22 protein-coding genes and 1 pseudogene are annotated in these 24,525 nt (G+C 51.5%); 5 read left to right on the forward strand and 18 right to left on the reverse strand.

Features of this window, described 5'->3' with window-relative positions; all coding sequences use genetic code 11:
- The first annotated feature begins 66 nt into the window (after positions 1-66).
- Positions 67-759: a response regulator transcription factor gene (locus ACGHAD_RS14435; RefSeq protein ID WP_382417882.1), complete on the forward strand. Its 693-nt coding sequence runs from the start codon at positions 67-69 to the stop codon at positions 757-759.
- Positions 749-1,966 (forward strand): sensor histidine kinase, encoded by a 1,218-nt coding sequence (locus ACGHAD_RS14440; RefSeq protein ID WP_382417880.1) that lies wholly within the window; start codon positions 749-751, stop codon positions 1,964-1,966. Before ACGHAD_RS14435 ends, ACGHAD_RS14440 begins: the two co-directional genes overlap by 11 nt.
- 6 nt (positions 1,967-1,972) lie before the next feature.
- Here the strand turns inward: ACGHAD_RS14440 and ACGHAD_RS14445 are convergent, their stop codons facing one another.
- The 5 genes from ACGHAD_RS14445 to ACGHAD_RS14465 form a co-directional block, all read right to left on the reverse strand.
- Entirely contained in the window at positions 1,973-2,344 is a 372-nt protein-coding gene (locus tag ACGHAD_RS14445) for a diacylglycerol kinase (protein ID WP_382417878.1), read from the reverse strand.
- A 94-nt stretch (positions 2,345-2,438) separates the two neighbouring features.
- Positions 2,439-3,170, reverse strand: a complete 732-nt coding sequence (locus ACGHAD_RS14450; protein ID WP_382417876.1) for a MauE/DoxX family redox-associated membrane protein — start codon at positions 3,168-3,170, stop codon at positions 2,439-2,441.
- Positions 3,171-3,334: 164 nt separating this feature from the next.
- Complete coding sequence (gene pelA / locus ACGHAD_RS14455; RefSeq protein ID WP_382417874.1) at positions 3,335-4,492, reverse strand: pectate lyase; 1,158 nt, start codon at positions 4,490-4,492, stop codon at positions 3,335-3,337.
- A gap of 66 nt (positions 4,493-4,558) precedes the next feature.
- Positions 4,559-4,810: a DUF1244 domain-containing protein gene (locus ACGHAD_RS14460; RefSeq protein ID WP_339615748.1), complete on the reverse strand. Its 252-nt coding sequence runs from the start codon at positions 4,808-4,810 to the stop codon at positions 4,559-4,561.
- A 99-nt stretch (positions 4,811-4,909) separates the two neighbouring features.
- The gene (locus tag ACGHAD_RS14465; RefSeq protein WP_382417872.1) at positions 4,910-5,767 is read right to left on the reverse strand and encodes an MOSC domain-containing protein; all 858 of its coding nucleotides are present in this window, start codon (positions 5,765-5,767) and stop codon (positions 4,910-4,912) included.
- Between the two features lie 413 nt (positions 5,768-6,180).
- Between ACGHAD_RS14465 and ACGHAD_RS14470 the strand changes: the two are divergent.
- Positions 6,181-7,218 (forward strand): annotated as a pseudogene (locus tag ACGHAD_RS14470) (glycoside hydrolase family 11 protein); the annotation flags it as partial.
- An 84-nt stretch (positions 7,219-7,302) separates the two neighbouring features.
- Here the strand turns inward: ACGHAD_RS14470 and ACGHAD_RS14475 are convergent.
- Both ACGHAD_RS14475 and ACGHAD_RS14480 read right to left on the reverse strand, forming a co-directional pair.
- Positions 7,303-7,803: a hypothetical protein gene (locus ACGHAD_RS14475; protein WP_382417870.1), complete on the reverse strand. Its 501-nt coding sequence runs from the start codon at positions 7,801-7,803 to the stop codon at positions 7,303-7,305.
- Positions 7,804-7,932: 129 nt separating this feature from the next.
- Positions 7,933-8,709: a siderophore-interacting protein gene (locus ACGHAD_RS14480; protein ID WP_382417868.1), complete on the reverse strand. Its 777-nt coding sequence runs from the start codon at positions 8,707-8,709 to the stop codon at positions 7,933-7,935.
- 94 nt (positions 8,710-8,803) lie between these two features.
- Here ACGHAD_RS14480 and ACGHAD_RS14485 point away from each other — a divergent pair, with 94 nt between their 5' ends.
- The gene (locus ACGHAD_RS14485; RefSeq protein WP_382417866.1) at positions 8,804-9,238 is read left to right on the forward strand and encodes a MarR family winged helix-turn-helix transcriptional regulator; all 435 of its coding nucleotides are present in this window, start codon (positions 8,804-8,806) and stop codon (positions 9,236-9,238) included.
- 1 nt (position 9,239) lies between these two features.
- Here ACGHAD_RS14485 and ACGHAD_RS14490 read toward each other — a convergent pair whose 3' ends face one another.
- The 7 genes from ACGHAD_RS14490 to ACGHAD_RS14520 form a co-directional block, all read right to left on the reverse strand.
- Complete coding sequence (locus tag ACGHAD_RS14490) at positions 9,240-10,637, reverse strand: hypothetical protein (RefSeq protein ID WP_382417865.1); 1,398 nt, start codon at positions 10,635-10,637, stop codon at positions 9,240-9,242.
- Between the two features lie 113 nt (positions 10,638-10,750).
- Positions 10,751-13,126: a beta-L-arabinofuranosidase domain-containing protein gene (locus tag ACGHAD_RS14495; RefSeq protein WP_382417863.1), complete on the reverse strand. Its 2,376-nt coding sequence runs from the start codon at positions 13,124-13,126 to the stop codon at positions 10,751-10,753.
- A 74-nt stretch (positions 13,127-13,200) separates the two neighbouring features.
- A complete protein-coding gene (locus ACGHAD_RS14500) occupies positions 13,201-14,148 on the reverse strand; it encodes a family 43 glycosylhydrolase (RefSeq protein WP_382417861.1) in 948 nt (315 codons plus the stop codon).
- Positions 14,149-14,197: 49 nt separating this feature from the next.
- Positions 14,198-15,574: an MFS transporter gene (locus ACGHAD_RS14505; protein WP_339615741.1), complete on the reverse strand. Its 1,377-nt coding sequence runs from the start codon at positions 15,572-15,574 to the stop codon at positions 14,198-14,200.
- A 307-nt stretch (positions 15,575-15,881) separates the two neighbouring features.
- Positions 15,882-17,384, reverse strand: coding sequence for an L-arabinose isomerase (gene araA / locus ACGHAD_RS14510; RefSeq protein ID WP_339615740.1), 1,503 nt, complete (start codon positions 17,382-17,384; stop codon positions 15,882-15,884).
- Positions 17,385-17,419: 35 nt separating this feature from the next.
- The gene (gene araD, locus ACGHAD_RS14515; protein ID WP_339615738.1) at positions 17,420-18,115 is read right to left on the reverse strand and encodes an L-ribulose-5-phosphate 4-epimerase AraD; all 696 of its coding nucleotides are present in this window, start codon (positions 18,113-18,115) and stop codon (positions 17,420-17,422) included.
- Entirely contained in the window at positions 18,112-19,779 is a 1,668-nt protein-coding gene (locus tag ACGHAD_RS14520) for a ribulokinase (protein WP_382417858.1), read from the reverse strand. The genes araD and ACGHAD_RS14520 overlap by 4 nt, the downstream gene beginning before the upstream one ends.
- Positions 19,780-20,074: 295 nt before the next feature.
- On the opposite strand from ACGHAD_RS14520, the gene ACGHAD_RS14525 reads away from it, so the two are divergent.
- The gene (locus tag ACGHAD_RS14525) at positions 20,075-20,596 is read left to right on the forward strand and encodes an HPP family protein (protein ID WP_382417856.1); all 522 of its coding nucleotides are present in this window, start codon (positions 20,075-20,077) and stop codon (positions 20,594-20,596) included.
- Between the two features lie 42 nt (positions 20,597-20,638).
- Here the strand turns inward: ACGHAD_RS14525 and ACGHAD_RS14530 are convergent, their stop codons facing one another.
- From ACGHAD_RS14530 to ACGHAD_RS14545, 4 genes are all read right to left on the reverse strand, one after another.
- Entirely contained in the window at positions 20,639-21,238 is a 600-nt protein-coding gene (locus tag ACGHAD_RS14530; RefSeq protein ID WP_382417854.1) for an HAD-IA family hydrolase, read from the reverse strand.
- Between the two features lie 237 nt (positions 21,239-21,475).
- Positions 21,476-22,372, reverse strand: coding sequence for a diguanylate cyclase (locus ACGHAD_RS14535; protein WP_382417852.1), 897 nt, complete (start codon positions 22,370-22,372; stop codon positions 21,476-21,478).
- Between the two features lie 189 nt (positions 22,373-22,561).
- Positions 22,562-23,512, reverse strand: coding sequence for a galactofuranose ABC transporter, permease protein YjfF (gene yjfF, locus ACGHAD_RS14540; RefSeq protein WP_382417850.1), 951 nt, complete (start codon positions 23,510-23,512; stop codon positions 22,562-22,564).
- Complete coding sequence (locus ACGHAD_RS14545; RefSeq protein ID WP_382417848.1) at positions 23,512-24,516, reverse strand: ABC transporter permease; 1,005 nt, start codon at positions 24,514-24,516, stop codon at positions 23,512-23,514. Before ACGHAD_RS14545 ends, yjfF begins: the two co-directional genes overlap by 1 nt.
- Between the last annotated feature and the right edge of the window lie 9 nt (positions 24,517-24,525).

The raw sequence follows: 24,525 nt of genomic DNA on the forward strand, positions 1-24,525 counted from the left end.
GAATCGTGAACACACACTCCAAACCCACTCAAAGCCGCCTATTGGCGCATTCAGTAGTGAGCCGCTATGGACGTACTTGTCGTCGATGATGATCGTGATATTTTAGCCACCATTATCGACCAGCTTCAGGCACACGGCATGCAAACCGATTGTGCCCGCAACGGCCGGGAGGCGGTGAGCTTAGCCTCGCAACATCGCTACGATGTCATTGTGTTGGACGTTATGATGCCCGGCATGGATGGCTTAAACGCCTGCCAACTTTTGCGCTCCGCTGGCTGCACCACCCCCATACTCTTTTTAACTGCGCGCGATACCCTGCTTGATAAAATTGACGGCTTTAAAGCCGGTGGCGATGATTACCTGGTAAAACCTTTTGCCATGGAAGAGCTTTTGTACCGTATACACGCGCTCAGCCTACGGATTTCGCGTCATCAAGCGCGCCAGCTATCGGTCGGGCCGCTCACCATGGATGTAGAACAAAATATCGTTCAGCGCGATGGCCAAACGATTTCCCTTAATAAATATCAGTTTCAAATTCTGCGCCACTTGATGACCCAGTCACCACGTATTGTTAGCCGTGAGAATTTAGAGTCAGCCATCTGGCACGATCAACCGCCAGAGAGTGACGCATTACGCAGCCACTTGTATCAACTGCGCCGATTAATAGACAAACCATTCGAACAACCGTTACTTAAAACCATTCGTGGCGTTGGCTTTTGTATTACCGATGGCAGCGCAGGCACCGCCGATGAAGCTTAACTACACACAAAAACTAATCGCCTCTTTGGTAGGCTACAGCTGCTTGCTGATGCTGTTTACGTTTTCTATTGTTTGGTTAATGATTGAAGCCTCAGAGGAGGATGCCTCAGCCGGTGCCAGCGCGCAAACGGCAATAGCTATCGCACTGCAACACAGCGATGAAGGGCACAATACCTTTGTCACCGACGACTATACCGTCTATTTTAATGAGGCCGAACTGCCCGAGATTATTCGCCAAGCTTTAACATCAAACCAGCCCGAAGCGCTAACCGATACGCCTGTGTATGTGGGTATCAACCCGACAAACCAACAGCGTTATTACGTCGTCTCTAAGGCGACGGGGCTGGGCGATTTTTTTATCGCTGAGTTTGACGACATGGTGTTTATTCTTATGGCGGTGGTACTGGCCACCCTTATTTTGTTTATTATGGCGACTAAAATGGCACGCCAACTAGCTGAGCCTGTCGTTTCGCTCACCCACTCGGTGCAAAATCTTTCTGCAGAGGACACTCAGTTTCCCACGCTATCGCGCGATGACGAGATAGGCCAGCTTAGCCGTGCCTTTGGTAATTTGTTTAATCGAATGCAAGCCTTTGCCCTGCGCGAACGTGACTTTACCCGCTTTGCCAGTCACGAGCTGCGCTCGCCGGCGGCAGTTATCCGCGGCAATATTGATCTGCTAAAAAAAGATGGCTTAGCCCCCGAGGTAACCCACCGGGCGATTAGCCGGCTGGATGCCGCGAGCCACCGCATAACACTGCTGATAAACGCCTTTTTGTACTTAGGCCGAGAGTCCGAGCGCCTAGATGAAACAAAAGTATCGCCACTGCAAAAATGCGACCTAGAAAATATTGTGAATCTATTGCTGGAGCACGCTGGCGAGCAAAATCGTGAACGCATACAATGGCACGTTGCCTCACTGGATTGGAACATAAACAGTGACTTGTTGAACATTGTGCTGGACAACTTAATACGCAACGCGACGCAACACAGTACAGGCTGCATTACGCTGGCGATTACTGCATCCGGTATAAACATTAGCAACGCTATTGATAATGAACTCGAGCAATCCCGGCAAGGCATCGGCTTACAAATCATCGAGCGTATTTGCGAGCTAAACCATTGGGGTTATAACGTTGCCAGCAACGAGCAAAGGTTTACTGTCGCGATTGAGATTGCTCCTGTTACCTCCACTACCTCCACCTAACCACACTTACAGTAGAATGGTAGCCCAAACCAAAGCTCCCACCACAAACGCTACCAGCACCGCGGCAGAGCCGACGTCTTTTGCCGCGCCACTCAAAGCGTGATAGTCCGGCCCGATACGGTCAATACAAGCCTCGACCGCGGTATTAACCAGCTCGACCACGAGCACCAAACCTAAGGTAAGTATCAATAACGCTCGCTCGACGGCCGACACAGACACCAACATTGCGCACATCAGCAAACCGGTACACAGCACTACCTCTTGACGAAACGCCGCTTCCGCGCGCCAGGCAAAGGCCAGCCCTTTAAGCGAGTAACCACCCGCTTTGATAATGCGCGTTATACCAGCCGCAGGGGCCGGCACTTGTGTGTTCTCCACAGTTAACCTCACAGTAATAACGTATTATCGCGAGCTTAACCCTCCCCCTGTGAACGGCTTGTGAATGTACCGGTGACGCGCGAAGAAGAACCCGCTATTTTAGCCACATCCAAATAGCAGCCCCCACCATAAAGAGGTTTTCGGTGAGCGAGATAAAACCCAACGGCACATTGCTGTTGCCGCCGACACAGGCACACTTTAACTCGCGCTTATCAATATATACGGCCTTAATCACCGATATCGCGCCCAGCGAGCCGATAACCAACGCCACCGGCGACACCAGCCACGCACTGAGCCCGGCCAGCATACCAATACCCGCGTAGGCCTCGGCAAAGGGGTACACATAGGCGTAGCGCACAAAGCGCATTGAGAGCAGATCGTAGGTAATAAACTGGTTAGAAAACGCGGTTAAATCCTGCAGTTTTTGAATCGCCAGCACAGTCATGCTCAGCGCCACAAAGACCTCCAGTGTTCGGGCCGACAGTAAACTAATACCGCTTGCCCACACCTCTGCCAACGCCAATAAAAAACAGGTGGCAAAAATTGCGATTACTGGCGTGTAACTCGTGCCCTCACTACCTTCTTGCGATAAGCCAAAATAGCGGCGCAGATCGTCGTAACCACCAATTCGCTTGCCATCGATAAACGTTTGCGGTGTGGTATCAACGTCGTGTTGTTTTTTAAAGGCATCGGTTTGCTCGCGGGAGCTGAGCTTATGATCCTCTAGCGCAAACCCTTTACGCCTAAGTAGCGCGCGCGACTTTAATCCAAAAGGACAGATATGCTCGGGGGTTACCATGCGATAAAGCGTTGCCGTCGGTTTCATGCCAAACTCCTTCTACCGTAAGTGCCTAAACTAGAAAGAAAGCAAAATTTAAACCAGCCTCCAAGCGCCTCTCTAACCCTAGATTTACACCAAATTAGTTATCTTTTTAGGCAAAATTCACAATGGCATTGTCGTTGTTACATTTACAGCGATAAGTAACCGCTTTATTTTTTGACTGTAGCGCGCCACCGGGGGTAAGCGTCGCGGATAAGGTGCACCGGCCAATTACCGTACCAGTCGTACCCGCTGCGACGCTCGAGTGCGACGTCTGCCAACGCATCGACTCTCGAGCCGTCGCGATTGGTAAAAAATGGCTCACTGGTGTCTAAGTCGTAGAAACGCGCCCATAAACCCGGCGCATTCGCGTCTGCTACTAGCTTTCGATCGAACCGCGCCGTGTGGTAGGTAAACCGAACCGGATCAATAGCAAACTCTTCAACACGTACACCCGCTATGCGATTGGCGCTAAACCAAGTCACCGCACTGTCAACGGCGGCTATTACCTCGGGCGAAGGGTTGGGAATCGACATTAAATATTCCACCACGGCGACGCTCTCCCAGGTTTGTAGCGCCGGTAATTCATAAGTGCGCGCCGCCATCGGCGCGAGGGTTTGCGGATGATACTGCCCCGCCCAAATGGCTCGCTGTCCTTTTGTTCGCACTTGCAAGTTAAGCACTAATGCATCGCCTTTTGTTACGGCCGCCGCCGCTTGCTGACGTAGCGGTGCAGGAATACTTTTAAAGGGCGGCTGCGCGCTGGCCACTTGCCGCAAAAAGCTCAGCACACCAGGCATTACCTCATCGGCAAAGGTAATGTAATCGCCATAGGGGCGATCGGCGCGCCCGGGGGAGTGCGGCCAGCCGCCGTTAGCGTATTGCGCGCCTAGCGTGAAGGTTAAGCCTTTTAGCGCCGCGGCGCGGTAGTGCTCGTTACCCGTTTGTTCGTACGCACACATTAGGTAAGTTATTTGCGGGTAGATATTGCGGTTATCAAAGCTGGCATCAGCTTGTGATTTATTCGCTGCAATAATGACTGTTTCGTCTGGGCTTAATACGCGCTGTGGGTGTTTGTTCTCAGGCCAGCCGCCATTGTCGCGCTGATACAAAACAATATTGTCGGCAATGGCAACGGTGTTAAAAGTATCGTAAAGGGGCGCATCTAACTGGTCGGTGCGGTTGTACCAATGATGTATAGCGTCGGCGAAGCCCGCCAATGAGATAGCCGTATCTTTCTGCGCGCTGGCGTCTTCAGAGACACACTGCGCCGCTTGTAACGAGCAGGTAGCCACTATTAAGACGAGCGCAAAAAACGAATACTTCATGATCAACGGCGCCCCCAAGATCGTTAAACGTGCAGTAAACCACGATCGACAGACTGCACCAACCCCCTAGCGCGGAGTTTGATATTTATCTTTCCACTCACTGTGCGGCATTTTATACACAACTTCGCGAGCGGCTTCTTTATCCATAGCGACGCCACGCTCTTCGGCGGCCTCTTGGTACCAGCGGCTCAGGCAGTTGCGGCAAAAACCGGCCAAGTCCATTAAATCAATATTTTGCACGTCTTTGCGACTGTCGAGATGCTCGATAAGACGGCGAAATGCGGCGGCCTCGATTTCAGTTTGCGTTTGGTCGTTCATAATAGCTCCAGCCTAGAAACAATTTAAGCGGCTATTCTATGCAGCGCGGCCGCATTAGTGAAGCTCGGACGGTATGAATTAATGATAGGCTTCAACGCCTCAGAGTAATGCCACCGGATCTCCGACCCGAATTGTCCCCGCCTCGCGAAGGGCGCCATAAATACCCAGATTTTGCGCCGCCCGGCGAACAATGGTGCGCAACATGGTTTTATCGGCTCCGAGGCCGGCTTGCGCGCGTGTAACGGCGCCACAGCGTGGCGCGGCTGCCGTACAATCTATGGGCAAGCCCGCCAGCAACAATTGCCGCCCCAGCCAAGTTTGCTCTAACAACCCCTCAGCCCCATCGCTGGTCTCAATAACAACATTTGGACGAAAACGACGCACATCCCAATCAGCCGCCGGCAATTGCTTTTGCAGACACCTTACGCTTGCCGTAGTAATAATATGAAACGGCGACACCAGAAAGAAGGTGCCGGGCAATGTGACAAAGTCCTGCGCCTGTTGCGGCATTTGACTAAAATCCGGCAGAGGTTCGCCAGGCTCGCGGGCAAAAGTGTCTTTTAACTCATCGAGCCAGCTGTGCTTATTAGGCTTATAGCGCCGGTAAAAGTGTCGGTTGTCACCCGCCTTATCCAGCGGCTTGAGCGACTCTAGCGTCGACTGGTGTCCCACTAGCTCCGACAGCCGTTGATGAATATGTAAGTCGTCGCTGGCGATGACATCGCCGCAGGGCATAACCACATCAATTGCACCGCTGGGGCGTAACGCTGCCGTGCACTGCAGTAACTCCGGACGAAACTTGCAACTTTGAATTTCCCCACGGGCAGAATCGCGCAGCGCCCAAACCCGATCCCCCTCAAGCCCTTCAGGGCCAAGGTCACACTGAGCGAGCGACTCCCCCGCCATCCCTTTAACCGGATAGCGCCATATCTCTTTGATTACCCCAACGTGCTGCATACCTGACCCAATCAAAAGCTCAGGTTAATGCACAAAGATGCTCACCACACTACGTTAAATGCACACCCCCGATACGCGATAACGATCAATAAAGTCAGGCCAATGCGACTAATAGCCTCTCTTATTTATATGATTATTGCTTGCTAGAACAGTTAAAGTTAACAACGATTACGCGAACCACCTCCCACCTTATGGTTATTTCGACCAAAACCTTATAGTCCCATTGACCACGATAGCTGTGACCTCTACAGTGTTAACCGCTTAACTCTTTTTAACGATAAAAGCAGTGGGTTAAGTCGCCCAAATGTTTGCTCCTAGAAAGCAAACCATCCTTAACGCCTCTTCCTCTAAAGGTGGTATTGGTTGCGAGGCATAACCGGAGAGTTATTATGACCATAATAAAAGCCACAAAAATGCACGCCAAAAAAAGCTTAGCCATTCTGACTACCGCCGCTGCCGTATTATCGGTAGCCGCCACCCAGGCACAAACCCTAACCTCTAACCAAACCGGTACCCACAACGGTTACTACTACTCGTTCTGGACCGATGCCCCAGGCACGGTATCGATGACGCTGGGCTCCGGCGGCAACTATTCGTCACAGTGGAGCAATACCGGCAACTGGGTGGGCGGCAAAGGTTGGAATCCGGGCGGGCGTCGTACCGTAAGTTACTCCGGTACCTTTAACCCGTCCGGTAACGGATACCTTACGTTGTACGGCTGGACTACCAGCCCGCTGATCGAATATTACATCGTGGATAACTGGGGCAGTTATCGTCCCGGCGAGAGCGGCACGTATTACGGTACCGTTAATACCGACGGCGGCACCTACGATATCTACCGCACCCAGCGGGTTAACCAGCCCTCAATTCAGGGGACCGCTACCTTCTACCAATACTGGAGCGTGCGTCAGCAAAAGCGCACTGGCGGCACCATTACTACCGGTAATCACTTTGACGCCTGGGCCAGCCACGGCTTAAACCTTGGTAACCACGACTACATGGTCATGGCTACCGAAGGCTATCAAAGCAGTGGTAACTCCAACATTACCCTTGGCACAACCGGCGGTGGTAATAACGGTGGCGGCAGCAACAATGGTGGCGATGTTACCGTACGCGCGCGCGGCGTCAGCGGCAGTGAACACATTAACCTGCGGGTGGGCGGCGCGACGGTAGCCGACTGGACATTAACCACCAGCAACCAAAGCTACACCTATAGCGGTGGCGCCAGTGGCGATGTAAACGTTGAATACGACAACGACGCCTCTGGCCGCGATGTGATTTTAGATTACGTCACGGTCAATGGTGAGAATCGTCAGGCAGAAGATATGGAGTACAACACGGCGACTTACGCCAACGGCGAATGTGGTGGCGGCTCTTACTCAGAAACCATGCACTGCAGCGGTGTCATTGGCTTTGGCCATACCGACGATTGTTTTAGCGGCAACTGTAACTAAACGGAGGGTGTTTAAATAATCGTTTCTGAACGGTTTATAACGGAGGGCCTACCCCGGTAGGCCCTCTTCATCCTCGCAGAATTAAGAGCTGCCGACTTGTGTCATCGCCGCTTGCATCTGCTCCCAGTGAGCCTCTAAAAAATCGAGATCCTCCTGTGTTAATTGCAGCTTTTCCAGTATAGGCGCATACGCTTGCCCGCCACGATCTTGCTGCATTTTATACATATAAAGCCCCGAAAAACGCATATGAACACGGGAAAATTCGCCGTAATTGTCCCAGCCGTACTCGTCCATAACCGCCTGCACATCGTCGTAAATACCACGCTCTTTTAACGCGGCATTTATTAGCTCGTCCTGTTTGGCGTCACTAAGCGTCAATATTTCGAACGGATCTTCAGAGTAATTTTTAAGAGCTTCAGTGTTTTGAAAGTCTTTCACTTGCTCGCCAAGCGGCTTTAACTCTACGTTAGTCGCGGCCCAACGCTCTAACAACTTTAGCGATAACGCGTCTTCTGCTTTGGCATAACTGGCGACAACTAACAGCATGAATACCGCGCTACGTAAGATTTTTATCCACTTCATAATGGCCTCTCCGTGATAGGCTAAACAAGGGTTGGGGGCGCAAGAATAAGCGAAAACGCGCCGGCCCCGATACGACGCAGATCACGTTGCACAAAACACCGACAAGTGTGATCCGTGCCAACAAAGCGCTTACTCTTTACGTTTTGCAATTTGATGAACATCTTCCGTCATGCCGATTTGCCAATAACCACTGGTGTAAAGGTTGTGCTTTTCGACCTGCCGCTCCCGCTTAAAATAGTGGCGCAACGCGCGGGCCGTTTGCCCTTCACCAGCCGCCCAAACCGAAGGCTGACCGCTTAACCACGGCTGGCGTTTCACCGCATCCAACAATAACGTGTTAGACCGCTCCGGCTCGGGGTTAATTACCCAGGTAACCTTTATTCCCTTAGGGAACGTCAACTCTTGGCGATCTTCTTCGCTCAATACTTCAAGCACGGCATGGCCTTTCGCCGCCGGAGGCAAGCGTTCGATATTTGCACCAATGGCAGGCAGTGCCGACATATCACCAGCGAAGAAAAACCAGTCAGCCTCGGCATTCACAAACTTGGGCTGTCCCGGCCCGGCAAATCCCACCTCATCACCTGGCGACGCTTGAGCAGCCCAGCCTGAGGCCGGCCCATGATTGCGATGCATCATAAAGTCGACGGCCACCTCTTGCCGCTCGGCGTCGTAATAACGCACGGTGTAGGTGCGCACAATAGGGCGAGTGGCACGATCGGTAGCGCGGAGGTCATCAAGGTTTAACGGCCCGCCATCAGCCGGAGGCAGCAGCAGTTTAAAGTTGGCGCTTTCATGACCGTCAGGAAACCCCGTTAACCCCTCGCCCCCCAGCACGATGCGACGCATATGGGGAGTGACAGAGTAGGCACGTATGACACGCAGCAACCGCAGAGCAGGTCGAGACATAAGGGTTCCCCTTGTGGCAAACAACTTGTAGCAGACAGAAATATAGTAGACAATATCAACCATATTACCTAAAGTTGATAAAGTCAACCAATTTATGAGCCAAGCATCCGATATACACGACACATTATGGCAACTAGCGTTCCATATTAAAGTGAACTGCAAGCGCGCGGCGCAAGAGTTTGGCGTCTCTTTGGGCGGTATGCATGTGCGGGCCTTGCACCTGATACAAGCCGAAAAAGAACCCTGCACCGCCAATCGTTTGTGCGCCGTTAGCGGTCGGGACAAAGGGCAGATCACCCGGCTCGTTAAAGAACTAGAGGCCCAACGGCTTATCGACCGCCGCCCTCACCCAGAGGACGGACGCAGCCAAATACTGTCACTCACCAGGAAAGGAATTGCTCTGCTAGGAAAAATTCGCGCAGCAGAGCAGGAGGTAGAGGCGCAATACCTCCACGGTTTAACCCCCGAAGAGCACGAGGCTTTTGTCGCGATAGGTAAAAAAATGCTGGCGAATATTAAACGGTTCTAAATTAAAGCGTCTCACCGCCCAAGTAGCAGAAGCGAATTGTAACCACATTTTCATTCGCACCCTGCACCACAAAAGGATTATCTGAATGTTGACCTACAAGAGTCGAGCAATCTTTTCTTTCAGAGGATTCCAGAACTTTAACATCCTCATAGCCTAAGGAGACTAGTAAACTTTGCCAATAATAATAACCAGATATTTTTTCTGAAAAAACGGAATTAACAGACTCCTCACGTGCCACATGCTCTAACCAAAGGTCCCAAGAAGTCTTATCTACGTAGAACTTAACTCCGGCTGTCCTTTGATCAACAGGTCCTAAAGCCTGTTCGATTTGCGATACCATTCGTCCAGTTAAAGCTTTGTACCATGAGATATGCTCAATTGAAGACATCATGAGCAGGCCAAAAAAAACTGCAGCCAACATCGGATAAACTACTGATTGCCACCTACTTCTAAACCGTACAACTAGCACTAAAAGCAATAAAGGAACCCAGAAAACCACTGCCGTCCTCGGTGAAATTTGAATTCCTATGGGAATCGTCGTTATGTACAGTGCTGCAGCTGAAGATACGAACAGCATCACTCGAGCCAAGCGATTTTCAAAAAACAAAACCGAAAAAACCATCATAGGTAATAGTAGAGCTTTACTCGTGACTTCAAACATCATGTTCAAATGTTTCATCATCCGAAAAACATTGTGCATTATGTTTTCAACAAGCTGAGGCCACGAAGCCACCGGATGAGGATTTCTCCAATCAGCAACCTCAATCCAATGACCTTTGACGACAAAAACTGCACAGTTTGCGACCAAATACCCGACAGGAAAACTAAAAGCCCAGAAAAACAATTTATTAATACAGTGTTTTTTAGTTGGACAATTTAAAAACAACAGTGGTATAAAAAAATAAAACGAGCTAAATGTTCCGAAAAACAATACAGATGCTAATGGGAAAAATACAAAGCCTGGAAGCCTCGTATAAAAAAATGGAATTAATGCTAAAATCAACAATGCAGGCAAGGTAGTCACAGGCCACTCAAACTGTGCAAACCACAAAGGAGTGCTAATCACCACAACTCCAACTAGAAACGAATACGGTGCATTATTCGTATATCGTTTTATAGCTGTAAAAAAGAATAAGAACAGAAGAGAGTAGCTAGAAAATAAAGCCAACAAGGGAGGGATTAATTTTATTACATGAAAAAATATATAGTTAATCCACCGACCTTCCTGTGGGACTTTATATCCATAAGAGGATAAATAATAAACTGAATCGTGACGCCAAAACAATGACGAAGAAAAGTCAACCACTGCAACTAAGAAAACCACCAAAGAAAAAAATGCCACCGCAAAAGTAAACACATCAAACTTACTGCAACTTCTTATTTTAGAAAACTCTAACACGATAGCATTCCCGTCCAGCCCTTCAGATCAAAAAACCAAAGTGAGGCAATGAAAATAGTTCATCCTTAAGCCTCTTCGAAAACATTATAACTCAAGCGGGCAATCGAACAAGTTCAATTACTCCGGTTCTCTTTTAATAAACGAACACCATAAATACCACCGGCAATAGAGCCCTCAGCGGCGACAAATTTTAGCTCGTGCTTGCCGTCTTGGACCTGGGCGAGTACCGTCTCTGGTAGCGGGTAATCCACAGTGTAAAACACCGGGCCTTGCTCGTTGCTAAGTGCCACATTGGCAATGGTCTCACCGTTCAACAAAATACTAAAACGACGGCCTTGATCGCCACCAAAATAGGTAATGCGCAACACCTTTGCCTGCGCGTCCGGATCGTTCAACTGGTAGCTAAACCAGTCGTAAGCGTGGCGCCAATGGCGGCCAGCGTTAACGCCGGCTTCACTGTTACCCGCTTTAAAAAAGTGATCGGACTCGGGCTGTTGCTCCCCGGGCGCGACTTTATCAACCGTGCGCGCTTCAAGCGCTAGCATAACGGCTTCTTTTTCGGCGCCGGCCGCGCGCTTCGCGGCTAAATTATCGGGCGTGCTATAGGGCCAATACAACATATAGCGCGACTGATGCACACGAAAAAACGGAATCAATTCAAGGTCTTTATAGGCTTTTGGCTGAATAATCCCGGCGGCTTCAAAGCGCAGCGTATCGCCGTCAAGGCGCTTAATTTTATCGGCAAACTCGGTGCTGTTAGCCACCAGCATAGGCGCTTGCTCAATCGGACACATCTCGCCACTAGCAATATGTCCCATACGGCTGGCATCGGAATAGTAGTTAAGCACTTCATCTTTAAAAGGCTTGGTTGCGGCCGAGAGCACAATAGGGCCATATAAAATGGCGTAGTAATCCGAGCCATCCGGCAACGCCTCTAGGTGCGTTTGCATGGGCAGCTCAAGGATCACTACGTCGTCTTTTTGCCACTCGCGCTGCAAGCTGATGTACTGCCCTGGTGCGGCCTTCACTGGTACGGGTTTACCATTAATTTTTACCACAGCTTGATCTTTAGCGGCCCACTCCGGGTAGCGCAGCTTTAACGTAATATCTGCCGATTTGTTAAACGTTAGCTTGGTCGAAGACTCGTCGGGGAAGCGAGTTACTTGGGTTAACGCCAGTGATTTTTCTGGCCACTGCAAAGTCGAGGCAATAAACAAATTGACGTACAGCGCATCGCCTTCGTGGGCGTATATAAACTCGCCGTACTTCATATGATTCTCGATACCTGAACCCACGCAGCACCACATAGCCTCTTGCGGCTGCGAGTACATACGATAATGATTAGGCCGCATGGGAGTAAAATACACTAAGCCGCCTGTATCTGGATCTTGCGACGACAAGATATGATTGTAGAGTGCCCGCTCGTAGTAGTTAACATATTCGAGCTTGTCATCGCGACCGTACAACAACTTGGTGAGTTTAAGCATGTTATAGGTATTGCAGGTTTCCGGGCCTTCGACCTCGGTTACCATCGGCTCGAAATCGTCTTTGGCATGAAAGTGTTCACGCACACTGTTACCGCCTATCGCCACGCTGCGCTCGCGTACAACGGTATGCCAAAAATATTCGGCAGCCTCGTGCCAGCTCGCTAAGCCTCCCTCCTCTGCAACTCGTTCAAAGCCAATCACTTTAGGAATCTGGGTATTAGCGTGCAAACCGGTGAGCTGGTCTCGGTGGTTTTCCAGCGGTTGCAAAATAGTCTCGTGAGAAAACTGCTCGGCTAGCGTTAAATAGCGTTTATCGTGTGTAATGGCGTAGACATCGGCAAAGGTTTCGTTCATGCCGCCGTATTCGGTGGTGAGCATAATTTGAATTTGCTCATCGGTTAAATCGTCCACCAGGTTAGCCGCCCAATCGGCCCAGGCTAGCAGCATGGTTTTGGCCTGCTCGCTGCCGGTGTAACTATAAGCATCGCGCAGGCCGGCAAATACTTTGTGTAAATTATACCAAGGCACCCAATAGCCGTTAAGCGCGAACAAGTCGGCGCGAATATCGCCTTTGGCGATCTCGTGCCAAAGCTTGTCACCTTTGGGTACACCGCCCAAATAACCGTTGCCATTGGCTTGTTGCGCCCGCGCTAGCTCATCGAGCATATAGTTAAGCCGTCGCAACACTTCCGCGTTGCCAGTGGCGGCGTAGGCAAGGCTTAACGCGGTTAGGTAGTGACCGCCGATATGGCCATTAAGGCCGGTATCTTCCCAGTTGCCGTAATTATCGGCCTTGGGCTCAAGCCCCGCCTCTATTAAATAAGGCGCTAACAACCGATCGGGCTGCATCGCCAGTACGTATTGCAGGTTTTTCTCTTGCGCGTGTTTAAAGGGGCCTTCCGTTAGGCGAACATCCTGCAGCGGAAAATATTCAACGGCTAGAGCGGGCGTGACTGTGGCCATGCTCAGCGCAGCGCCAAGCAATAATGCGGACAATTTCATGGGGAATCTCAATATCAATGACAGGCGGTTATTGCGTGCGTAAAAAAAGGCCCGCAGTTGCGGGCCATAAACAGTTAATCATCCAATGCCGCATCACCAAATACCGGCATACCATCGTCACCCCACTTTAGCGGCTTAACAAAAGTATGGCGATTAGGGTCCCACAGCGGGTCACCTTCAATTTCGGTGTAGGTACGGGCATGGTAAACCAACATATCGGTTTGGCCATCTTCCGATTGGGTAAAGCTGTTGTGGCCGGGGCCAAAAATATTGTAACCGGGGCTGCTGGTCAGCACCGGGGTTTTTGATTTATTCCAACTGGCCGGGTCTAATAAGTCAGACGATTCGTCCGCCCACAGCAGACCCATCGCGTAATTTTCATCGGTTGCGCTGGCCGAATAGGTGATAAACAAACGGCCACCGTGTTTAACAACAGCCGGGCCTTCGTTAACCCAAAAGCCGATGGTTTCCCAATCGTACTCGGGGATGGTTAAGCGCACTGGTTTGCCGTCGATCTCGACCGGTGTTTTCATGGGGGCAATATAGAGGTTTGAGTTGCCGCGAATACCCTCTTCTTTTTGTGCCCACAAATAGTACAACACCCCCTTGTGATTAAAGGTGGTGGCATCTAAACAAAAGGTGTCCATGCCGGTGTCGATTTGGCCCTCAAAGGCCCAGTCGCCAGTTAACGGGTTATCCGCCTTCGTCGAGATCGCATACATACGATGTTGAAACAAGTCGTCTTTAATTTCTCGCGAGGGCGCAGCGGCAAAATAAACGTACCAAGCACCCTCATTAAAATGAATCTCGGGGGCCCAAATCAAATCGCTATAGGGGCCGGTGTCGGGCTTAGTCCAAACCATCACGGTTTCGGCAGCTGCCAATCCGGCAATCGTGGTGGCACGGCGCAGCTCGATTCCATCGTAAGCGGGCACCGAAGCGGTAAAATAATAGTAACCGTCGGTATGCTTGTGAATATACGGATCGGCGCGTTGCTCGATCAAAGGGGTTAATACGCTCACGTGTCTCTCCAATAATATTAAAACAAACCTATAACGCACCAGCAGGCCGCTATAATGGTGTTTCTGTTGTGTGGTCGGGCGCTTGTTCGCCGGCAATTTCGCCGCGCGCTTTTAGCTCGTTATAAAAACGATCGGTAATGCGGTACTTAAACATTACCAGCCCCATCAAGGCGTGAAATACGCCGGGAATAACGGTCAACATCAATGCCAAGCCATTCATGGTAAAATCGCTTTGTACTTCACCAGCCTGATACCCATAGTAGGTTAGCAGCATGCCGGTAACGTAACCGGCCAAACCGGAGCCGGCTTTTTGGCAGAATGAAATCCCTCCAAACGAGAGGCCAGATACTCTTTTACCGGTTTTCGCCTCGCCGTAGTCAACCGCTTCGGCAATGGCCGACCAAAACACCGGCGCATGCAAGTCGACCACAAACGACAATAAAATATACAAGCCAAACGCCAAAACGATATCGCCGGGATCGACCGCAAAATACATCAGTACACTTAACACAAACACCAAAATCTGTGACCAGCGAAACAGCTGTACTTTACAAAAGCGCTTGGTAATCCAGGTGGAGGCGACCATTGAGGCAATAGAGGCGGCAATACCGGCGGCGGTAAAATTACCGGCCAAGGCCTCATCGCCGCCCAAAAAATAAATTCCGTAATAAAAAGCAACGCCGCCGCGCAGAGCGTAACCCAGCGTGCCTAACACGCAACAAGCGCTAAGCACCAGCCACTGGTCATTTTTAAGTAGGTATTTGGCCTGCTCGCGCAACGACTTTTTATCCACCACATGCTCAACCCGCTCGCGAGTGGTAAAAAAGCACATAAGCAGCAACAGCACGCCCAGAAACGACATCAAGCCCATCGCCGCCTGATAACCTTGTGCCGGGTTGCCATCGCCCCACATGATGGCCAATTTTGGCACCGACGCGACGATAACCACGTTGGCGATCTTGGCAAAAAACATCCGATAGCCATTGGCCGATAACCGCTCTTGCGGCTCGGACGTTAGCACCCCGATGTACGAGATATAGGGAATGGCCACGCCGGTAAACATTAAGGTGGCAAACAAATAGGTAACGTAGGCCCACACCAGCTTGGCGTTGTAGCTAAAGTCGGGCGTGGTAAACAGCAAGAACACCGAAAAGCCATAAGGAATGGCTAAGTACAAAAAGTACGGGCGAAACCGCCCCCAACGGGACTTGTACTTATCGGTTAACAACCCCATAAAGGGGTCGCTAAAGGCGTCGACAAAGCGGGCCGCTAAAAATAGCATCCCCACGTGGGCAGGCTTAAGACCGAAGATGTCGGTATAGAAGTACTGCATAAAGTAGAACATGGCCGCGATCATGACGTTTACCGCCATATCCCCTGCACCAAAACCAACTTTCTCCAGTACCGATAGCTTTTCTGTCTTCATTATTATCTGCCTGTCGTGGCCGGAGGCTACTCCGGCATCAAACGTTATTATTGCACTTAGCGATTAAGCTTTGACTTAAGCGAACATTATTGCCGCTCGCGTCCCCTTAGGCTAGTTTGTTGTCATCAATGTTACGATTACTTGAAGACAAAGTCCCAAAAGGCCTTTGCCGTAGGGCGAGCCACTAAAGCACCTCGTTTATAGCGGCCCCACCCGTAGGATTATGACTTACAGGTGGCTTAACATTAAACTGACGGCCTCAGCCGCGCCGGCGTTACACCGGCGCCAAGCATTAAACGCGAAACGCTTAGATGCCCTGACTTAAATGGTAGAACACCGCATTGTGGCGCAGCTCTTGTTTAAACTCGCGAATGTTGGTGTTCTCGTCAATCACCACCAACTCGACACCCGCCATCTCGGCAAAATCAATGACTTGCTCGGTGGTGATGCCCTGAGTGTAGACACTGTGGTGCGCACCCCCGGCGTGAATCCAGGCTGCGCCGGCAACCTCTAAGCTTGGCTTAGGTTCCCACAGGGCTTTAGCAACAGGTAAATTAGGCAAATCGGCCGGCGGCGCTACCGTTTCTACTTCGTTCACAATAATACGAAAGCGCGTGCCCATATCGATGGTTGATATATTAAGCGCCGGACCGCTGGCACCGGTAAACAGTAAGCGCGCAATGTCTTTCTTAATACCAATGGTGTGCGGCGCCACGACAACCTCTGGTTTCGCGTCGGTAATGCTGGGGCAAATTTCTAGCATATGCGCCCCCAGCACTTGATCGGTCGCGCCAAAGTGGTAGGTGTAATCTTCCATAAACGAGGTGCCACCGGTGCGGCCTTTGCTCATCACTTTAACGATGCGGTTCATGGCGGCGGTTTTCCAATCGCCCTCACCACCGTAGCCGTAGCCTTTGCTCATCAAGCGCTGCGTTGCCAAGCCCGGCAGGCCAGACAAACCGGTGAGGTTTTCAAAGCAATTAGTAAAGGCTTTAAAGTTACCGGCCTCCATAAAGCGCTCCATTCCCAGCTCTAAGCGCGCTTCGTTTTGCAGCATTTCTAGCTGGTGGGCATCGTCAAATACGGCGGCATCAATCGTGTATTCTTGCTTGTATAACTCAAGCTGGCTGGCAATCTCAGAATCGGTAATTTTGTCGCACGCGGCCGACAAATCACCTAAACCAAACGCATGCACCTCGTAACCGAACTGAATTTGTGCCGAGACTTTATCGCCTTCGGTTACCGCGACTTGCCGCATGTTATCGCCAAAGCGTGCCACCTTTAGGGTGTGCGATTCGTGCCAACCCATGGCGGCGCGTACCCAGTTATCAACTTGCTGCTGTACGCTCTCTCGCTGCCAGTGGCCCACCACGACTTTGCGCTCCTGACGCAAGCGGGTACCAATGTAACCAAACTCCCGATCACCGTGGGCACTTTGGTTAAGGTTCATATAGTGCATATTGATGTCTGCCCAAGGCAGCTCGGCGCCAAACTGGGTGTGCAAATGCATATAGGGTTTGCTTAACGCTGACAAACCGGCAATCCACATTTTGGCGGGCGAGAACGTGTGCATCCACAAAATCAAACCCACACAGTTTTTATCTGAGTTGGCCGCTTGGCATACATCCAAGATCTCTTCAGGGGTCGTGACCACACCTTTGCTGACAATTTCTGCCGAGAGCGCATCCGAGGCCGTTAACCCCTCGGCAATTTTTGCGCTGTTGTCAGCCACTTCTTTAAGCATTGCCGGCCCGTACAAATGCTGCGAGCCGGTCACAAACCATACTTTTTTATCGCCGTATACTTTCATAATAGCCTCTCTTTTATTGGGGTCGTGGCCGAGCTTTAGCTCTGGCCGTAGTAAGCGTTTTTGCCGTGCTTGCGCAAATAGTGTTTATCGATAATGCCTTGTTTAAGCGGCGCTACATCGCGCTTAAGGGTGCGAGTCAGGTAAGCCATCTTGGCGATTTCTTCTAAGATGACGGCATGGGAAACCGATTGCGCCGCATCTTTGCCCCAGGTAAAGGGCGCGTGGCCGGCAATAATCACCATGGGTGATTCCACCGGGTTGCGATCTTTGTAGCAATCGGTAATCTGCACACCGGTTTCTTCTTCGTAATCGCGCGCAATTTGTGCATCGCTCATTACCGCTGTGCAGGGAATAGCGCCATAGGCGTAGTCCGCGTGAGTGGTGCCGAGGCACGGAATCGACTCTTGCGCCTGTGCCCACGCGGTGGCGTACGTCGAGTGGGTATGAGTCACACCGCCAATGGCGTCGAAGTGTCGATACAGATGGGTATGAGTGCGGGTGTCCGACGAGGGCCGCATCGCGCCTTCAACAATGTTATTGTCCAGATCCACCACAACAATGTCGTCAACCTGCATATCAGCGTAAGCCACGCCGCTGGGTTTAATGGCAATAACACCTTCGGCGCGATCAATTTGCGATACGTTACCCCAGGTGTAAACCACTAAGCCGCGTGCGTTTAGTTCCATGTTGGCTTCAAACGCCTGACGTTTTAATTCGAGATATTTGCTCACGATTTTGCCGCCTCCACGTATTGGCCTAGCGCTTGATACTGCTTGTACAGCTCATCAAAAATCGCCGCCGCTTGCTCGTTGGGTTGATAGGTTTGGCTCACGCTGGAGCCCATAGCTTGTTGCGCACTGGCAACATCCGGATGAGCTCCGCCGACTGTCGCGGCAAAAATCGCGGCACCCAGCGCGCAGCTTTGCTCACTTTCCAGAACATCGATGGGGCAATTCCAAACATCGGCGCAGGTTTGCATGACAAAGTCGGACTTTTTCGAGATACCGCCAATGGCCACCACGCTGTCGACGGCAACGCCTTCAGCGCGAAAGCGCTCGATAATGGCGCGGGCACCAAAGGCAGTAGCCTCGACCAGTGCGCGAAACACTTCGGCACTGGTGCTGCCCATTTTTAAGCCGGTAATCGCGCCCGATACGGTTTGATCAGCATCCGGCGTGCGCCGGCCGTTAACCCAATCGAGTGCGGTAACACCACTGGTACCTGGCGCTAATTTTGCTGCGGCCGCGCTCATGGCGATTAAGCTTTTATCTTCTAGCTCGGCCAATAACCGCTCGCGGGTGGCCGCGTCTAAATGCTCAGATTGCTTGATAACCTGAATCGCCGGGCCATTCACTAAGCGTTTAAACCAAGCGTATAAGTCACCAAAGGCCGATTGCCCCGCCTCTAACCCCACCATGCCGGGAATGACCGAACCGTCCACTTGGCCGCAAATACCGCGCACGCAGTTATCGCCAATAGCCGCTTGGCTGGCAATGGTGATATCGCAGGTGGAGGTACCCATAATTTTGGTGAGTACGCCGGGCTGCACATTGGCCGCTACCGCGCCCATGTGGCAATCAAACGCGCTAAAGCCCACGGCGATGCCCTCGGGCAACCCCAAACGCTCGGCCCATTCAGCGGTTAAGCCGCCAACGCGCTCATCGGCGCAAAAGGTTTCGCTCGGCAGGCGCTCGCATAAACCGTCTAATAGCGGGTCGATGCCGGTAAAAAAATCGTTGGGTGGGTAGCCGCCCCAGCTCTCGTGCCACATAACTTTATGGCCTGCCGCACAACGGCCCATGCGGAACACATCCGGGTGAGTGGTGCCGGTTAATATGGCCGACATCCAATCGCAGTGCTCAACCCACATATAGGCGGCAGCCGCGACGGCTTTGTCGGCGCGCATTACGTGCAGCGCCTTCGACCAATACCACTCAGACGAGTAAATACCGCCCTCGTACTTTAGGTAGTTCTCGGGGGCCTGCTCAGCGGCCGCGGTAATCTCGGCAGCCTCGCGCACAGCAGTGTGATCCTTCCAAAGAACAAACATTGCGTTGGGGTTGTCGGCAAACGCCGGCTTTAACGCCAGGGCCGTGCCCTCGGTATCTACCGCAATCGGGGTAGACCCTGTGGTATCAAAGCTGACTCCCACCACGGCCTGCGCCGCACCCTTTGGTGCGCGCTGCCACAGCCCAGCCAACACCTGCTCTAGGCTCTCTAGGTAATCCAGCGGGTGCTGACGGAACTGATCTGCCGCCGGCTCGCAGTAAAGGCCTTTAGCCCAGCGGGGGTAATTAATAACGCTGGTGGCCACCTCTTCACCAGTGGCGGTGTTGACCAACAGTGCTCTGACTGAATCTGAGCCGTAATCCAGGCCCAAGGCATAAGAACTCATAAGACATATCCCAAGCGCACGGAATTCGGGCGCATCTTTATTTTGTATTATAATATTATCCTAATCACTTCCACCCTTGTCAAACACTTTTACAGGATGAACCCGAGGCGACTTAGGCTTTCGCAATGCCAGGGCGTATTCACTAAGCCCGAAATGCCTCGGCTAATGCGCTCCCACCTCTCTCAACAGGCCCTCAGATTATGATTCTTGCCAACATAAAAATTTTAATAGTTTTATATTACAATAAAAAAGACAGCGCTGACACAGGTCGTCAAAAACATCGATTAGCGCTAAGATGTCGCATGACCAAAATAACAACGACACCTTGACAACAATGACCGACACATTAGGTACCACCCCCGTGCGCTCTATCATGAGCCCCCACGTCACCTGCATTTATGAAGGCTGGTCAGTCGATCGCGCACGCCACTTTTTGGCGCGCCACAATGTCAGCCAGGCGCCAGTGATCGCCTCGGACCATCAGTTGGTCGGCGTGCTTAGTAGCGGTGAGATTGCGGGGTTTCTTAACAGCGACGAGACCTACCGCGCTCAGGCGGTAAACGATAGCTTTAGACGTGCGACGGGCACCGAGGTGGAGAACCTCGACGAGTTAACCCAATGGGTGCGACGCGCCCAGGTTTACTGCACGGCGCACCAGATTATGCGAAGCAATCCGGTCAGTGCCGACGCCGACACCAGCATAGAAGCGGTGCGCAGCCTGATGCTGGCGCAGCAAGCAGATGTGATTTACCTCACCGAGCAAGGAGTGCTGGTAGGCGTAGTAACGGCGCTGGACATTTTGGCCGCGCTGGGGTGAGCCATTAACCTCACCGCCAAGCGCTAGCCACTGCGTCTAGGACTATAAAAAGTAGTCGTTCTCAATACCCAGCACATCCAGCACATCAACGGCCGCCATACCGGCGCGGCGTGCAGCCTCTAACCCCAGCTTGGCGTCTTCAAACACCACACAGTGCTCCGGGGCAACCCCCATTAACTCGGCGCAGCGCAAAAAGGTATCGGGGGCGGGCTTAGGGGCAGCCACTAAATCAGCCCCTACCACATGATCGATCAGGTAGCTAATCTGGCACTGCTCAATAATGCTCTTCGCCTCGTCAGTGTAGGCACCGGTGCCCACGCTCATGGGCTTTTTACCGTAATAGCGCTCAGCCAGCTGCAGCAATGCGGTGGGCTTAACGTAATCGTTAATCTTCTCGCGCACCACCGCCTCTTTAAAGTCGTTCATGACATCCAACGATGCCTCGACCTTGCAGTCAAAATGTTTGAGCAAAATTTCGATGGTGCCTTTGGTTGGCACGCCCGCCAACGAGCGCATTAGCGGCCTATCGATGGGAATCGCAAACTTGTTGAGGGTTTCCGTCCAAGCGACTTCGTGCAGCTGGCCACTATCGATTAAGGTGCCATCCATATCAAAGATGATGGCTTGATACTGATCGTACAAAGGGGTGCCTACTTAAGTTAGGGGTGAACACACTGAAGGTGAAGGGTGCGCCGAGCTGCCGCGATCGGCGCGCTAAAAGAATACCATCCTACCCGCTATGGTTAAACCTTAGCGCCAACGCTTTGACCAAACGCATCACGAAGCAGGCAACAAAAAGCGCAGGTAAAAGTCACATTCAGTACGAACGCGCGAGCAAAAACAATCCTATAACGCGGGCAAAGCCATTAAAAATCACGGCTACTCGGCCCGTGGGAAGCGCAGCCACAGCTCTGGTCGGTCGAGCGGCGTTTCTTTGGGCAACAGCGGATTAGTCAGCCTAAAAACGTGGCGGTTGGATAGGTGCGCACGGGCTATCGCATCACCGTAAAAGCGGTTAAACAAGTCAGTAAAATCGCCACTGGCAATAGTCGCTTCAAGCCCTGACTTAAGTACATCGGCTAAGCGTTGATTGTCTGGCGCCACAAAGAAATACTGTGCAGTGGGATACACCAGCGCCAAAGCTTGCTCCAACGCAATGTTCTCGTGTTGATACATTTCCAGCTCATCAAATACCTCAACCACCGAGCGCGGAAAATAATCGATACGCTGACCGGCCAACATACTGATCAAACTATTGCGGCTGACCGATGTTTGCATCGAAAAACTGTGAGACGCCAACAAAGGCGTGTCCGGCCAATCATGACCTTGACCGGCGCGCAAAGCCTTTAACTGCTCAAGATGATCAATTGCGCTAAAGCGCGCTTGGTCATTACTATGGATTAATAGAACACGCCAACCGGTAACACCTTTAAACAACGGGATTCGCACGGACTGCAAGGCCGCCTCCCGCTGACGATTAGTGTGCAACCAGTTCACATCGTAATACCCCGATAGCAGGTTTCGGCTGTTGCGATTATCAGTGACCGTTTGGGTGGGCACCGGCAGCAACGTATAAGGTTGCCCCGAGTGTGACAAAACAAGATCGAGCACCGCCTCGACATATTCCAGGCGGTGGGCATAAGCGGGATCGGGAGAGTTATTATGAGGGTACCGAACTCGCAGCACGGTGGTATCTTTATCTGAGCGAATCCCGGCATCAGTGTCAGCTGCCCGGCTCGTTGTGGTTAACCGAGGCTCAGCGTCAACGGCTTGCAAGGGAGGGGTCCAAACCAAACAAGCCAACAGCCAGGTCGCGCTCTTGAGCCAAACGCTAAATAGCCGATTCGCCAGAGCAACAAGCAAGCCCCCGCTGACAGCAAGCCTCATAACCAGCACCCTATTATTGCTAACACTAAGGATACCTTAGCATACGCCATCGGCGGGTTCACTCAAGTGTAAGCAACATTAACGCCGGCGACGCACCAAAAAGCGCTGCAAAGCGATAAAGATAAACAACAGCAGGCCAATCACAATTTTCGTCCACCAGCTGCTTAAGGTACCGTCAAACGAGATATAAGTTTGCACCACACCCATAATAAGTACCCCAAACAGGGTGCCGATAACATAGCCATAACCACCGGTTAGCAGGGTGCCGCCGATCACCACGGCCGCAATCGCGTCCAGTTCAACCCCGACCGCCGCTAACGAGTAACCCGAGAAGGTATAAAAACTAAATACGATACCGGCAAGAGCCGCCAAGAACGAGCTAAGGGCATAAACGCTAATAGTCGTGCGCGCAATATTAATGCCCATCAGGGCCGCTGAGTGGGCATCGCCCCCCAAGCCATACACCCGGCCACCAAAGCGAGTAAAATTCGCCAGCACAATTGCCAGCACCACCACCAATAACGCAATAATGGTAGAGCTACCCAGCCAAGCCCCGCCCGGCAACTCAAAGGCAAACATGGCGACGCTGTCGTAAAACTCGTGCATGATAGGCACAGACTCTTCACTGATAACCGAGCTCAAGCCGCGCGCAAAAAACATCCCCGCCAAGGTGACAATAAAAGGCTGCAACTTATAGTAGTGAATAATTGCCCCCATCACAGCACCAAACACGGTTCCCAGAACCAACACCACGGCAAACGCCGGTAGCGGATGCCAACCGGCCTGCAACAACACACTGATAATGACGCCGCTTAAAGCAATGGTGGAGCCGACCGACAAGTCAATGCCGCCCGACAAAATCACAAACGTCATACCGACGGCCGTAATAATCAAGAACGCGTTATCGGTAAACAAGTTCATAAAAACCCGCAGCGTACCAAAATTCTCAAATTGGACGGAGCCGGCTAAAAACAACAGTGCAAACAGCGAACAAGTAACATATAAGGGTAAAAATTTACGGTTAAACATTACGCACCCCGCCACTTGCGAAAACGTGCAACCTGGCGGTGAAACTCAGGTGATTGCAACAACAAAATGATGATAATAGCGGCCGCCTTAATCAGAAGATTAAACTTAGGCGGAACACCACTTAAAATAATAGTAATGGTTAACGTTTGAATGATCAGCGCGCCGATAATCGACAAAAATATAGAAAATCGCCCACCCATCAGTGAAGCGCCACCAATCACCACGGCAAGAATTGCATCCAACTCCAACCATAGGCCCGCGTTATTAGCGTCGCTACCGCCGATATCCGCTGCGGCAATCATGCCGGCCACTGCAGCGCACAGGCCCGAGATGCAGTACACCATTAACTTAATCAGTTTATCGTTAATGCCTATATAATGGCTGGCGCTGGCGTTAGCGCCAACCCCCTCGACAAACAAACCAAGTGCGGTGCGGCGCATCAAAAGCTGCACTAACACGAACGTTATAATGACAAGCACAATAGGAAAAGGCAGACCCAAAAAGTAACCCACCCCTAAAAAAGCAAATGCATCGTGATGGAAAGTCACAATTTGGCCGGCGTTAATAAGCTGCGCAATGCCCCGCCCTGCCACCATTAAAATCAAGGTGGCAACGATCGGCTGAATACCAAAGTAGCCCACTAAAAAGCCATTGACAAAACCCGCTGCGACACCCGCCAACAAACCGCCGCCAATGATCAGCGCGATATTATCGACACCACTGACAATTAAACTCGCGCTAACTGCACCGGCAATGGCCATTACCGAACCAACCGATAAGTCGATACCGCCAGTGGCGATCACCAAGGTCATGCCAATCGCCAGCAGCGCCACCGGCGCCGCACGATTAAGCACATCGATTACGCTGCCGTACAAACGGCCGTCTTTTACCTCTAGCTGGAAAAATTCAGGCGAGATCAATACATTGACCAGCAACAACAACACTAACCCTGCGATGGGCCAAATAAAGCGCCGCACCTCGGGTGATAAATTTGCATAACTCATGATAAAACC

It is taken from the genome of Gilvimarinus japonicus (assembly GCF_042847215.1).
Classification (GTDB): domain Bacteria; phylum Pseudomonadota; class Gammaproteobacteria; order Pseudomonadales; family Cellvibrionaceae; genus Gilvimarinus; species Gilvimarinus japonicus.